This is a genomic window from Streptomyces sp. NPDC002573 (assembly GCF_042889625.1).
Classification (GTDB): Bacteria; Actinomycetota; Actinomycetes; order Streptomycetales; family Streptomycetaceae; genus Streptomyces; species Streptomyces gibsoniae.
Window position 1 is genome coordinate 36,358 of the sequence record NZ_JBIARC010000040.1, and the last position, 13,643, is coordinate 50,000.

Consider the following 13,643-nt stretch of genomic DNA (forward strand, 5'->3'; position numbering starts at 1 on the left):
TCAGGCAGTGGGGGAGCATCGCAAAGGCGGAGCATCGCCCGAGTACTGGATGTACTCGGGCGATGCGACAACGCGGCGAGGTGCCGTGCCGGGCGTCGCGAGCCGGTGTACCTTTCCGGTCGCAGCACTAGCCCCGGAACTCCGGTGTGCGCTCCGCGGACGCCTCCGCCAGGGCCTTGGTGACCCCGTCCGTGCCGGCGCGCAGGCCGTACACGGGGGTGGCGGGCTGCTGGCGCCAGGAGTCGTCGATGCCGCCCGCGTCGACCGTGTCGAAGCCCAGCTCGTCGATCAGGGCCCGCACCGTGCGCTTCGCCGTCTCGTCGTCGCCCGCGACCGGGAGCGCCATCCGGTCGGGATCGCCGGCCGGGCGGGGGCGGTCCAGGATGTCCTGGGCGTAGGTGCCGTTGAACGCCTTGATCACGGGGTGGCCGATCTGCCGCTCGGTCCAGCGGCTCTCGGTGATGCCCTCGTCCTCGATGCCCCCGATCCTGCCGTCCCGCTCCCTGGGGTAGTAGTTGCCGGTGTCGATCACGGCGACGCCCTCGGCCGCGCCGTCCAGCAGTCCGGACGGCAGGTCCGGTACGGCCTTGAGGGGGACCGTGACCACGACGACCTCGGCGCCGCGGGCCGCCTCCTCGACCGGGACGGGCTGCGCGCCGGTCTCCTCGGCCAGTGCGGTGAGTGTGTGGGGTCCTCGGGAGTTGGCGACGGAGACCTCGTGCCCGAGGGCGGTGAGCCGCCGGGTGAGATTGCCGCCGATGTTGCCCGCGCCGATGATGCCGATCTTCATGACTCGCCTCGCCCTTCCGGGGGGTCGGTGTCCTTGTACAGCGTCCAGGGCAGCACCAACCGCCGCACCGCGCGGGCTATTCCTCGACGGGGCCGTCCGGGCGCGTCGGCACCCGGAACGGCGAAGGGCGCCCGTCCCCGGGAGGACGGGCGCCCCGACGCGCGAGCGGTCGTGTCACTGCTTGTTCAGGTACGTCCAGAACTCGTCGAACGACAGGACCTTGTCGCCGTTCAGGTCACGGGTCTTGATGACGGCCTCGGCCACCGCGTCGGTGACGTTCCAGTCGCCGCCCTGGGCCAGGGCCGACTTGAACTCGGCGGCGGTGATGAATCCGTCACCGTCCGCATCGATCCGCTCGAACTGACTGCGTGCTTCCTCGATGTCCGCCACCGATCCGCCCCTTCTTGGTGCCTTTGCCGTCGTACGGCCGTCCTACTGACGGAGGTCAGATTAACGGTCCGTCCGCGCCCTCAGTGCGGCGACCACCCAGGCGAAGTCCTCCCCGTGCGGTGGCGCGGGCGAGCCGTTCGCCACGGACAGCAGTGCGCGGTAGCGGGCGACCCGCTCGTCGAAGGCCGTCTCCATGCGTTCCAGCACCGCGGCCGGGTCGGCGTCGCCGAGCAGTTCGCGCAGCACCGCGTCGGCCTCGGGGGCCTCGGGGGCGACCCCGCGCCGCCGTGCCGCGCCCACCAGGTCGACGAGCCGTCTGACGAACCACAGGGATGTTCCGGCGGGCACCTCGGGCCCCCGGTCGGCCGCGTTGAACTCGGCCGCCTTCCGCATCAGGTCCCGGAACTCCGGGTCCCGCACCATCTCGGCCAGCTCCACCCAGGCGTCCACCTGCTCGGGCGTGGGGTCCTCCGGCAGCTCCGTGGCCGAGCGGCGCATCCGCTCCCGGATCTCCGGATCGACGGTGTCGAGCCCGTGGAGCATCTCCTCCACGAACGCCTCCATGATCCGTTTCCGCTCGGCCACCGACAGCCGTGCCAGTCTGTTCATCAGGGTCGCCTCCTCCGCACTCGAGCCGCGCCGGGCCACCGTCGACAGCACCGCCCGGGTCACCTTCAGGGCGCTGATCTGCGCGTCCAGGGCCGCCACATGCGCGGCCGCCAACTCGGCGACGGTTCGCTCGCCGGCCAGCACGCCACGCACGTCGTCCAGGCCGAGGCCCAGTTCGCGCAGGGTGCGGACGAGTTCCAGACGGGCCACGGACCGCGCGTCGTAGAGCCGGTAGCCGCCCGAGGAGCGGGCGACCGGGGGCAGGGCGCCCTCGTCCGACCAGTACCGGATGGTGCGGACGGTCAGTCCGGTGGCCCGCGCCAGCTCGCCGATGGTGAAGAGACCGGTGCCGCTGTCGTTCATGCCTCCGAGTCTGGGCCTTCCAGTGGGTGGAGACTCAAGCCCGGGTCAGCGGTAGACGCCCGTGTGCCCCAGGGAGTAGCGGCCCGGTTGCGGATAGACCGCGAGGCCGTGCGGGCCGCTGCCCACCCTGATCCGGGCGAGCTGCTTCCCGGTCCGGGTGTCGATGGCGTAGACCTCGGAGTTGTACCGGCCCGACAGCCACAGCACGGTGCCGTCGGTGGAGACGCCGCCCATGTCGGGGCTGCCGCCGCCCGGCAGGCGCCACTTGGCGGTCAGCTTGTCCTTCGCGAAGTCGAAGACGGAGATCGTGCCCTCGCCCCGGTTGGAGATGTACATCTCGCGGGAGTCGCGGCTGACGTAGAGACCGTGCGCCCCCTTGCCGGTGGCGAGGAAGGACGGCTTGGCGAAGGTGTCGCCGTTCAGGATCCACAGTCCGTCGGCCACCATGTCGGCAATGTAGAAGGTCTTGCCGTCCGGGGAGAGCTTGACGTCCTGCGGCATGGCTCCGTGGACCGCCAGCTTCTGCTCGCCGGTCACCTCCATCTTCTCGGTGTCGACCTTGAGCAGTTCCCCGCTGAACTCGCAGGAGACGATGAAGTAACGGCCGTCGATCGAGAAGTCGGCGTGGTTGACGCCGTAGCAGCTCACCGGCAGGGTCTTGACCACCTTCATGGTGTGCGCGTCGCGGAACACCAGCTCGCGGTCCCTGGAGGCCATCACGACCGCGTACCGCCCGTCCGGCGTGAAGTACAGGTTGTACGGGTCGTGCACGGCGACGGGCTTGCCCGCCTCGCCGGTTCTCGGGTCGATGGGCGTGAGGGAGTTGCCCAGGTCGTTGTTGACCCACAGGGTCTTCAGGTCCCAGGAGGGCACCACGTGCTGGGGCTGGCGGCCGACCGGGATCGTGTCCAGGACCTGGTACGTCTTCGGGTCGATGACGGTCACGGTGTCGGAGTTGGTGTTGGGGACGTAGACCCGGGACGGGAAGTCCTTGACCACCTCGGAGAGCCGGCCCGGCCGGTCGGCCGAGTAGATGTCGCTCGGGTCGAGCACGGGCGGCATGCCCGGCAGCACCCGCACGGCGTTCTGCTGCTGGGCTCGGTCGATGGGGGCCTTGGAGGGCAGGGCCCGGTCCTTGTGGTGTCCGCTGCTGCAGCCGGCGAGCGCGACGAGGGCGGCGCCGGCGATCAGTACGCGCGAGGCGGTCGAGAGGGGCATCAGCTCAGCAGCTCCGTGGTGGTCACCGCGGCGAGGCCACGATGGTCGAGTTCGTGGAGGATGTCGGGGAGGGCTGCGACCGTGTCCGCGTACCCGAAGTGCAGGCTCACCACCGACCCGTTGCGGATCTCGTCGGTGACCTTCCGGGTGACGGCCGGGGCGCCCGGCGAGGTGTAGTCGCGCGAGTCGATGTCGTACGACAGGACGTGCGGGTAGCCGACGTCACGGGCCAGCCGTTCGACGAGCGGGCTGGCGCGGGGCGCGCGCGAGGGGCGGAACCAGGTGCCGATGGACCCGGTGAGCCGCCGCAGCCGGTCCGCGCATCCCTGGATCTCCGCGCGTGCCTCCGCCTCGGTCATGGTGTTGATGGCGAGGTGGCGCTGGGTGTGGTTGCCCAGGTCGTGACCGCCCCTCAGGATCCGGCGGACGATGTCGGGGTGCTCGTCCAGCCAGGTGCCGACCGCGAGCACGGTGACCTTCGCGTCCGCGTCCTCGGCCCGGTCGAGGATCGCCGCGGCGATGCCGGGGTCGCCCTGCCCGTGGAAGGTGAGGGCCACCCGGGGCCGGTCGCGCGGGCCGTGCTCGATCTCGGCGGGCTGCCCGGGGAAGGAGCGCGGCGTGGGCGCCCAGGTGCCGGCGCCGGGGGAACCGCCGCCGTCGGAGGGGGAGGGAAGCGCGGGATGGACGACGGTGGGGCCGGGGGAACAGGCGGTGGCGAACGCGCCGGCGGCGAGCACCGCGCCCGCGCGCAGCGCCGAGCGGCGGTCGGGCACCGAGCGTGCGGTGCCCGTCGCAGGGTCCGGTGGCGGGGAGGGGACGGGCGTGGTCACTCTCCCCATTTAAGGGGCAGACGACGCCCAAAGCGGCGATTGGCCCACCTGGCGGCCGGGCGGGTCGCACCGGCGCATGATAGGACGAACCGTCCACAGACCCGGCACAGGTAGGGTTCCATGACCGAACCCCGTTGCGCATCCGTGGTTCCGGTCCGCGGGCGCACGCATGCGGTTCGGCCGGGCGGCCCGGTCAGCGGTCGGCGGCGCGCATCTCGAACCATGTCATCTTGCCCCGCGGCAGCAGGTCGACGCCCCAGCGGTCGGCGAGCTTGTCGACGAGGAAGAGTCCGCGGCCGCTGACGTCCAGCTCCTGTACGGGCATCAGGCAGGGCAGCCCTCGGGAGGGGTCGCGGATCTCGATACGGATCCTGCCCCTGCGCCGGTGCATGCGTAATCCGAAGATGCGCGCGCCGGTGTGCCGTACGGCGTTGCCGACGAGTTCGGAGACGAGCAGGACCGTGTCCTCGGCCATTCTCGGAGAGAGCCCCCAGTGGCGCAGGACCACCACCTGGGCGAGACGGCGCGCGATGGCCGCGGATTCGGGGAGGGACGGAAGCGGAACTTCCATCTCGGCGGGGTTGCCGTACAACTCCAGTGCCTTCAGCGCCCGTTCGTCCTCGACCGCAGGCGACCAGCGTGCCGCGGTCGCACTCGCGTGCCGCCGCGGCTGTTCGATACCCTCCAGCCCCGCCATGCCCCCATCATGGCCGCCCAGGGGCCTGCCGGGGGGCGATACGACGGAACACGACCCCAGGCACCACATATCCCACACGATTCGATTGACATATGCCAGGCGCAACTTGGGGTCGTACATACCCCAACTGACCTGCAGTCAAAGGTCAGTTGACGGCATGAGCCGGTTGTCGGCGGCGGAGCAGCCTTAAGGTTGTCTTAAGGCTGCCGTAATCCGCTCCTTCGAGGGACGGCGGATAAGACACGGCGTCAACTGCAAGTTGATCAGCGTGATTTCCTGAACAATTCTCAGATCCGCCCCGCCGTCCGCCGGTCCCGTCAGACGAACTTCGCCTTGCCGGGGCCCTCCTCCACGAAGCTGCGCATGCCGCGCTCCCGGTCCTCGGTCGCGAACAGGCTCGCAAACCAGCTGCGTTCCACCGCGAGCCCGGTCTCGATGTCGGACTCCAGGCCCGCGTCGATGGACTCCTTCGCGGCGCGCAGCGCGATCGCGGGCCCCTTGGCGAGCCTGGCGGCCCAGGCGTGCGCCTCGGTGTACACCTCCCCGGCCGGCACCACCCGGTCCACGAGGCCCAGCGACAGCGCCTCGTCGGCCTTCACCATCCGCCCGGTGAAGATGAGGTCCTTGGCCTTCGACGGGCCGATCAGGCGCGCCAGCCGCTGGGTGCCGCCTGCTCCCGGGATCAGGCCGAGCTGGATCTCCGGCTGCCCGATCTTCGCGTCCTCGGCGGCGATGCGGTAGTCCGCGCAGAGCGCCAGCTCGCAGCCGCCGCCCAGGGCGTAGCCGGTGACGGCGGCGACGACCGGCTTGGGGATGCGGGCCACGGTGGTCAGGCAGTCCTGCAGGACACGGGAGCGCAGCACCATCGCGGTGTGGTCCATGCCCTGCATCTCCTTGATGTCCGCGCCCGCCGCGAACACCTTCTCCCCGCCGTAGAGGATCACGGCGCGCACGTCCTCGCGGCGCGTGAACTCCTCGGCGATTTCCCTGATCCGGTCCTGGACGGCGACATTCAGCGCGTTCATCGGCGGGCGGTCCAGGCGCAGGGTGCCGACGCCCTCGGCGACTTCGAGATGCACAGTCATGCCAGGTAGGTTAACGGGCACTAACGGGCCGGGCCCGGTGCACTCGCTCACAGCGGTGCACCGGGCCCGGCCTCTCGGGTGCTTCTACTTGATCCACTCGCTCCAGGGCATGTTCCAGCCGTTGAGCCCGTTGTCGGGCGCGACCGTCCGGTCGTGGGAGTGCTGCACGACGACGACGTCGCCGATCATCGAGTTGTCGTAGAACCACGCGGCCGGCACGGACTTGTCGTAGCCGCCGCGCACATCGCGCAGGCCGACGCAGCCGTGGCTGGCGTTGTAGTTGCCGAAGGCGTCGCCGCCCCAGTAGTTGCCGTGGATGAAGGTGCCGGAGTCGGTCAGACGCTGGGCGTGCGGCACGTCCTTGATGTCGTACTCGCCGCCGTAGCCGACGGTCTCGCCGTTCATCCGGGTCACGGCGAGGCGCTCGCTGATGACCATCTGGCCGTTCCAGGTGTCGTAGCCCGGCTTGCCTGTGGTGGCCGGGAGGGTCTTGATGACCTTGCCGTCGCGCTTGACGACCATCTTGTGGGTCTTGGCGTCGACGGTGGAGACCTGGCTGCGGCCGATGGTGAAGTGCACGGTCTTCGCCTGCTTGCCGTAGACGCCCGGACGGCCCTCGACACCGTCGAGGTCGAGCTTCACGGTGACCTCGGTGCCGGCCTTCCAGTACTCCTCGGGCCGGAAGTCGAGACGGTCGTTGCCGAACCAGTGGCCGCGGACCTCGACGGCCGGCTCGGTCTTGATGGTGATGGCCTTCTCGACGGCCGCCGGGTGGGTGATGCCCCGGGTGAAGTGGATCGAGAACGGCATGCCGACGCCGACGGTGGTGCCGTCGTCCGGCTGGTAGGTGCCGATGAAGGTGTGCTGCGGGGTGAGCGTGGTGAACGAGGACTCCTCGGCGGAGGCGAGCCCCGCGGAGTCCTTGGCGACCGCGTGCACCTTGTACGTCGTGGCTCCGGTCAGATGGGTCGAGGGCGTCCAGGTGGTGCCCCCGCCGGATATCGTCCCGGCGACCTCGTGGCCCTTGGTGTCCTCGACCTTGACCTCGGTCAGCTTGCCCTTGGCGGCGGTCACCTTGAGGGCGCCGCCGGTGTCCACGGACTTGGCGCCGTTCTTGGGAGCGATGGTGACGACGGCCTGCGACTGCTTGTTCGCGGCCTCCCCCGAGTCCTTGCCCTTCCCGCCGCCGGCCCCCGAGGCGGCGTTCCCTCCCCCGCCGCACGCGGTGGCGGTCACCAGGAGGGCACCGAGTACCAGTGCCGTGAGCCCCTTGCGTCCCCGCCGGGCACTGCCGCTCCCCCGCTCCCGTCTTCCCCGCGCATCAACCGACGCCCCCGATATCGGTCGCCCGTTCACGTTCGTTCTCCCCTCGCACGGCCTGATCAGGCCCGCACACCCCGACATGTCAGCGCCTCAGGGACGCCCGAGCCGGTGGTGGTGACACCGACCGTGCTCAGCCCTTCGGGCCTGCGCGTGCTCGGTCTCCCGCCCCTGGCACGTCGCTGCCGCTCCGGCTCGCGACCCGCGCGCATTGCGCAAATTAATCACACGCCCCGGCCGGATGACTCCCCGCGATTGTCACTGTTCAGTCCCAACTTCCGGGCGCGCGAAGGAGCATCCCGGACCGCCGGGCGCACACCCCCCGCGCACCCCCTCCCGGCCGACGGTCCGTGCCCCCTCCGGACTACCGGTCCGCGACGCCCGCCGTCCACTCCGGCCAGCTCATGTTCCAGCCGCCGAGCCCGTTGTCGGGAGCGACCTGCCTGTCCCTGCTGTGCACGACCTCGATCACGTCGCCGACGAGGCTGCGGTCGTAGAACCAGCCCGCGGGGGTGTGGGAGTCGCCGCCCTTGACATCCTTGAGACCCACGCAGCCGTGGCTGACGTTGACACGCCCGGGGGCACCGGGTGCCCAGTAGTTGCCGTGCACGAAAGTGCCGGAGTCGGTCAGACGCAGGGCGTGCGGGACATCGGGGATGTCGTACTCGCCGCCGAAGCCGACCGTGCGGCCGTCCATGCGGGTGACCTCCAGCATCTCCATGACCACCATCTTCCCGTTGTAGGTGGTGGTCTTCGGGGCGCCCGCGGTGATCGGCACGGTGGCGATCAGCCGGCCGTCGCGCCGGACCTGCATCGTGTGCGCGGCCGCGTCGACGAGGGAGACCTGGCTGCGGCCGACGGTGAACGAGAACGTCTTGTGCTGCAGGCCGTAGACCCCGGGCGCGCCCTCCACGTCCCGCAGCCGCAGCGCGACGGTGACCCGGGTGCCGGGCCGCCAGTACCGGCGGGGCCTGAAGTCGACGCGGTCCCGGCCGAACCAGTGCGGGCGGATCTCCACCGGCGGGCTCGCGGTCACCCGGATCGCGCGCTCCAGGGCGGCCCGGTGCTCGATCTCCCGGTTGAACTGGAGGGACACGATCATCCCGGTGCCGACCGTGGCACGGTCCTCGGGGGTGACGTAGCCGATGAACCGGCGGGCCGGGACGAACGTGGTGAAGGTGGCGTGCCGGGCGAAGCGGCGGCCGCTGCCGTCGTGGGCCACCGCGTCCACGGTGTAGCGGGCGGCGAGGGCGAGACGGTCGTCGTCGGGCCGCCAGACCCTGCCGTCGTCGGAGAGATGCCCGGGCACCGGGGTGTCCTGCGCGTCCTGGGCGGCGACGACGGTCACCGACTCCAGCCGGCCGTCGGCCACCTGTACCCGCAGCCGCCTCCCGGGGCCCACGGCCCTGCTGCCGTCGTCGGGGGAGACGCGGATGACGTCCCGGGACGCGGGCGACTTGCCGAGCGCCTCGTCGAATCCGGAGCTGCAGCCGGTCACCAGGCCTGCCCAGGTCAGTGCGGCGGCCAGCGCGGCTCCCGCGCGCCGCCGTTGCGTCTGTACGTGGATCACGCCGAACCCAACGACCCAGGCCCTCCTGGGGAAACGTGAGTGCGAGCCACGCTCTGGGCAGAACAGTGGGGAGGACGACGCGACGGGAAGCCGCGCCCCTGAGCCGCAAGGGCGCGCCCGTGCCGGGCGATCGGTGTGCGCGGGCCCTTGCGGCCCGCACGGCCGGTCCCCTGCACCGGCCCAGGCGCCCCGGAGCCGGGCAGGCCGGAAGGGCGGATGCCGCACGCCCTTTTCCGTGTCGCCCCGACGAGCCGCGGGAGGCTGAACGGTGTCGAGCGCAGCCGAGCAGGAGGCAGTGGAGAGGGAGCGGGCGGACGAGGGACGGTCCGCGCGCCCGGCCGCCGTGCTCAACGGCAGGCGCCGCCCGGTGCCGGCCGTGCCCGTGTGGCCGGGTGCGCCCACCCCGCTCGGGGCGCGCTTTCGCGCGGGCCCGGACGGGGCCGTGGGCACCAACTTCGCGCTGTGGGCGGGCGGCGCCGAGGCGGTCGAGCTGTGCCTGTTCGACGGGCGGGGTGCCGAGAGCCGCGAGACCCGGGTCGCGCTCACGGAGCTGACGCACGAGATCTGGCACGGGTTCGTGCCGGGCGTGATGCCCGGACAGCGGTACGGCTACCGGGTGCACGGCCGCTGGGACCCCTGGACGGGCGCGCGCTGGAACCCGGCGAAGCTCCTTCTCGACCCGTACGCGCGTGCCGTGGACGGGGACTTCGGTCTGCCGCCGGAGGTGTACGGGCATGTGCGGGACTGGCCCGACCAGCGGGTCGCGGACACCGTGCGCGACGAACGGGACTCGGCGCCGTACGTACCCAAGGGCGTCGTCGTGCACGATGACGACGACTGGTCGGACGACCACCGTCCGAAGACCCCGTGGGCGGACTCGGTGATCTACGAGCTGCATGTCCGCGGCTTCACCCGGCTGCACCCCGGCATCCCCCCGGAACTGCGCGGCACCTACGCGGGCCTGGCGCACCCCGCGGCGGTCGACCATCTGGTGCGGCTCGGGGTGACGGCCGTGGAGCTGCTGCCCGTGCACCAGTTCGCGCACGAGGACCATCTGCTGCGGCGGGGCCTGCGCAACTACTGGGGCTACAACTCGATCGGCTACTTCGCCCCGCACGCGGCCTACGCCTCCACGGGCACGACCGGCCAGCAGGTCGGGGAGTTCAAGCGGATGGTGCGGGCGCTGCACGCGGCCGGGATCGAGGTGATCCTCGACGTGGTCTACAACCACACGGCGGAGGCGGGCGAACTGGGCCCGACGCTGTCGCTGAAGGGCATCGACAACCGCGGCTACTACCGTCTGCGGTCCGACGGACGCGGGTACGCGGACTACACCGGCTGCGGCAACACCCTGCACGTGGTGCAGCCGCAGGTACTGCGGCTGATCACCGACTCCCTGCGGTACTGGGTCACGGAGATGGGGGTGGACGGCTTCCGTTTCGATCTGGCGGCGGCGCTCGCGCGGTCGATGCACGACGTCGACATGCTCTCCCCGTTTCTGGCCGTGATCGCCCAGGACCCGGTGCTGCGCCGGGTGAAGCTGATCGCGGAGCCCTGGGACGTCGGCTCGGGCGGCTACCAGGTCGGCGCGTTCCCACCGCTGTGGACGGAGTGGAACGACCGCTACCGCAATGCCGTACGGGACTTCTGGCGGGGCGCGCTGCCGGACGTACGCGACCTCGGGTACCGCCTGTCGGGCTCCAGCGATCTGTACGCGTGGGGAGGCCGCCGTCCGTACGCGTCGGTCAACTTCGTGACGGCGCACGACGGTTTCACGCTCCGCGACCTGGTCTCCTACGAGCGCAAGCACAACGAGGCCAACGGCGAGGGCAATCGCGACGGCTCCGACGACAACCGCTCCTGGAACTGCGGCGCGGAGGGGGACACGGACGACGCGGGGGTACGGGCGCTGCGCCGGCGGCAGCTGCGGAACCTGCTGACCACCCTGCTGCTGTCGACGGGGGTGCCGATGCTGGTGGCGGGCGACGAGATGGGCCGCACCCAGCGCGGCAACAACAACGCCTACTGCCAGGACAACGAGACCGGCTGGGTGGACTGGAGCCTGCTCGATGACCCGGGCTGGCGGGAGCTGTTCGAGCTGACCTCCCGGCTGATCGCGCTGCGCCACCGCCACCCGGTGCTGCGCCGCCGGGCGTTCTTCTCCGGGCGGGCCCATTCGGCGGACGGCCTGCGGGACCTGGCGTGGTTCACGGCGCACGGGCAGGAGATGACGGAGGGCGACTGGTACGCGCCCGCATCGACCCTCGGCATGTATCTCTCGGGCCGCGACATACCGGGCCGTGACGCGCGGGGGGCGCCGGTGGTGGACGACAGCTTCCTCGCGGTGCTGCACGCCGGGGAGGGGCCGGTGGACTTCGTGCTGCCGCAAGGACCCTGGGCACGACGCTACGAACTGGTGGTGGACACCTCCCGGGAGGAGCAGTCGCGTCCGCCGGGGACACCGCACCGGGCGGGCGCGACCGTGACGGTGCCCGCGCGGACGGTGCTGCTGCTGCGGGTGGTGGAGTGAGGGGCTGGTGCTGTCGCAGCACTAAGAGTCATCACGTAATGAGGTGATGCCCACCCAATGTCCGTGCGGGGCCAGCAGGCCGGGGTGGCGTGCTTGCTCCGTACGGCCGGCTGTTCCGACGTGGGCCTTGTGCCGCTTAGTTGCGGGTCGGGTCTCATTCGGGGTAGGTCCGGTACCGGGTGGTGGTGTTTTGTCGAGCAGAGGCCCGCGGCCGGATATATCCGGCGTGTGGGCTGCCGCGTGGGTGCGGCCCCGGGTGGGGCGGGCACCGCGCTGCGGTTGACTCGACAGGGCTTCTTGCAGCCCTTCATGGAACAAGATCTGTGTGTGGCGGGCCTGGACTTTGTCCAGGCCCGCAGTGCTGGGGTCGTCCGAGTCTTCCAAATGGACGTGTGCAGCCAGGGCTGCGGAGACCTTGTCCCGGTCTCCGACGAGCCCGCAGGCGGTGCAGGCGTGGATTCGGTCGGCGAGGGTTTTGGTGACCGTCTCGCCGCAGAAGCAGGTTTGGGACAGTTTGGTGGTGAAGGTGGAAGCCCGCAGCATCCGTCCGCCGGTCTTTTCGCACTCGCGGGAGATGGCGGTGATGAGCCTGCCGGGTGTGGTGGCTTGCAGTGCTTTGCCCCACCTGCGGTACCAGGTGCGGATGTCGCAGTCCTCAACGACGAGGTTGGTGCCGTGGCCGCTGATGATCTCCTCGGCTATTCGCCGGGCGCGGTGGTCTTTGGCCGTCGCGGCGGTGGCGGCGGCTCGGCGAGGCGGGCCCGGTTGAACTGGTAGCCGGTCGACAGGCTGTCGCGCCGGTAGGCCTGCTTGGGCACCCCGCCCTTGTTCGCTGCCCTCGCCCCGCCGGGCACTGCGACGTCCCGCGCGGGCAGGCCAGCGGCCTGACGGCGTTCGGCGCGGGCCTGCTGCCGTTTCGACGGCCCGTACTGCCCGGGGTTGGAGGCTCTGCGGGAGCGGTCGAGGGCACGTTTGCGGCCGCGGTCCTTACGGCGGGCTTTCGCCAGTGCGGCGAGCTCCGCGTCGCTGGGTTCGATGCGGGTTGCTTCGATGTCTCCGTCGGCGGGGTCGAAGGTGTCCGGGAAGGAGACGACGGACAGGTTGGAGACGTTGCCGTCGATCCCTGCGACCCGCTGAAGTGCGGCCGCCGCCGTGCGCCGGGCCTTCGTGGCGGGGGATGCGTAACCGCCGGTCAGGACCATCAGGTGCGCTTCGTACGCCCACCCGCCGGGTGCGCAGCTGTCCCGGCGGCGCACGAGGTCGATCTTGTGCCAGGTGTCCGGGCTGTTCAGGAAGTGCAGCAGGTAGGGCCACCGCCCGGAACCCGAGGGCAGGCGAACGGGCAGGACCAGATCGCCGCGGCTCGAATCCGCGCCGCCGGTGAACACGACTGCCAAAGGTCCGGTGTGGTCCCACCACGTCGCGGCCCGCGTCTTCGGTGTGTTCTTCGCCGTGGCCTCGCCTGTCGCGATGCGTCCTTCAGGGCGCGCGGGGGTGGGCAGGTGCCGCGGCTGTGCGAGCACTGCGGTTCCTGCGGGAAGCGCGGCAGCCTGCTCGGGGGTGAGGACTTGGCGGTCCATGCTGCGGTGGCGGTAGGTGTCCAGGTGCCCGGCGAGTGTGCCGTGAAGGCGGAAGGTCTCCCACTTGCGGTCGGTGGTGTGGGAGCGGGCACGGCCGGGGATGCGGGTGTAGTCCCACCACCGGCCGGTCTTCGGCCGGCCGTGCCGGCGGCCGGAAGCATCGGGGAACAGATGCCGACTGATCGAGGTTTCGAACACCTCGTCGGCCTGGTGCATCACCAGTGCTTTGGTGACGTGATGCGCGAGATGCTTCGAGTTTTCCATGTGCCGGTAGGCGCGGCGTTCCATGCCTTCCCGGGACAATCCGAGCTCCCAACGCCTGGCTTTCGCGTCCGTCTCGCGGCGGACATCTCCGGCCCAGTACGCATCGACGGCGTCGCGAGCGTCGCGCTGCAGCGCCCGTTTGACGGACCACATCGCCGAGAACAGATCCTCGGTCCGGTGCCTGGTGGCGGGGTCGTGGAGGTCGAGCGGCAGGCGGATCACCGCAAGCTCAGTGTCCGCGTCCCGCGTCCAGCGCTTCTTCTTGTTCTTCCTCCGGTAGCGGCGAGCAGCAACCTCGGAGGTGGGCGCGGCGTCACGCACTGGTGTGACCAATGCTCCCACCTCCTTCTTCGGCTCATGCCGGACGCAGTCACCTGTCCTCGGTTCGACCAGCGCG

At 71.0% G+C, this 13,643-nt stretch carries 11 protein-coding genes; 1 reads left to right on the forward strand and 10 read right to left on the reverse strand.

Annotated features, from left to right (window positions below):
- Positions 1 to 127: 127 nt before the first annotated feature.
- The 9 genes from ACFYX0_RS30720 to ACFYX0_RS30760 all read right to left on the reverse strand — a co-directional run bounded on the left by ACFYX0_RS30720 (position 128) and on the right by ACFYX0_RS30760 (position 8,872).
- Positions 128 to 838, reverse strand: a complete 711-nt coding sequence (locus ACFYX0_RS30720) for an NADPH-dependent F420 reductase (protein WP_388974974.1) — start codon at positions 836 to 838, stop codon at positions 128 to 130.
- Positions 839 to 964: 126 nt separating this feature from the next.
- The gene (locus ACFYX0_RS30725) at positions 965 to 1,180 is read right to left on the reverse strand and encodes an EF-hand domain-containing protein (RefSeq protein ID WP_355921452.1); all 216 of its coding nucleotides are present in this window, start codon (positions 1,178 to 1,180) and stop codon (positions 965 to 967) included.
- 60 nt (positions 1,181 to 1,240) lie between these two features.
- On the reverse strand, positions 1,241 to 2,152 hold the full coding sequence (locus tag ACFYX0_RS30730) for a MerR family transcriptional regulator (protein ID WP_388974890.1): 912 nt from the start codon (positions 2,150 to 2,152) through the stop codon (positions 1,241 to 1,243).
- Between the two features lie 45 nt (positions 2,153 to 2,197).
- Positions 2,198 to 3,370, reverse strand: a complete 1,173-nt coding sequence (locus ACFYX0_RS30735; protein ID WP_355921458.1) for a hypothetical protein — start codon at positions 3,368 to 3,370, stop codon at positions 2,198 to 2,200.
- Entirely contained in the window at positions 3,370 to 4,209 is an 840-nt protein-coding gene (locus ACFYX0_RS30740) for a polysaccharide deacetylase family protein (protein WP_388974892.1), read from the reverse strand. Before ACFYX0_RS30740 ends, ACFYX0_RS30735 begins: the two co-directional genes overlap by 1 nt.
- Positions 4,210 to 4,393: 184 nt before the next feature.
- Positions 4,394 to 4,966 carry an ATP-binding protein gene (locus tag ACFYX0_RS30745; protein WP_355921526.1) on the reverse strand — a complete coding sequence of 191 codons (573 nt, stop codon included), beginning with the start codon at positions 4,964 to 4,966 and terminating at the stop codon, positions 4,394 to 4,396.
- 248 nt (positions 4,967 to 5,214) lie between these two features.
- Positions 5,215 to 5,982, reverse strand: a complete 768-nt coding sequence (locus ACFYX0_RS30750; protein ID WP_355921464.1) for an enoyl-CoA hydratase-related protein — start codon at positions 5,980 to 5,982, stop codon at positions 5,215 to 5,217.
- An 84-nt stretch (positions 5,983 to 6,066) separates the two neighbouring features.
- A complete protein-coding gene (locus ACFYX0_RS30755) occupies positions 6,067 to 7,338 on the reverse strand; it encodes an Ig-like domain-containing protein (RefSeq protein ID WP_388974895.1) in 1,272 nt (423 codons plus the stop codon).
- Positions 7,339 to 7,666: 328 nt separating this feature from the next.
- Positions 7,667 to 8,872 (reverse strand): Ig-like domain-containing protein, encoded by a 1,206-nt coding sequence (locus ACFYX0_RS30760; RefSeq protein ID WP_388974898.1) that lies wholly within the window; start codon positions 8,870 to 8,872, stop codon positions 7,667 to 7,669.
- Between the two features lie 268 nt (positions 8,873 to 9,140).
- On the opposite strand from ACFYX0_RS30760, the gene glgX reads away from it, so the two are divergent.
- On the forward strand, positions 9,141 to 11,402 hold the full coding sequence (gene glgX / locus ACFYX0_RS30765; RefSeq protein WP_388974901.1) for a glycogen debranching protein GlgX: 2,262 nt from the start codon (positions 9,141 to 9,143) through the stop codon (positions 11,400 to 11,402).
- A gap of 698 nt (positions 11,403 to 12,100) precedes the next feature.
- Here the strand turns inward: glgX and ACFYX0_RS30770 are convergent.
- The gene (locus ACFYX0_RS30770; protein WP_388974904.1) at positions 12,101 to 13,579 is read right to left on the reverse strand and encodes a transposase; all 1,479 of its coding nucleotides are present in this window, start codon (positions 13,577 to 13,579) and stop codon (positions 12,101 to 12,103) included.
- Positions 13,580 to 13,643 lie beyond the last annotated feature (64 nt).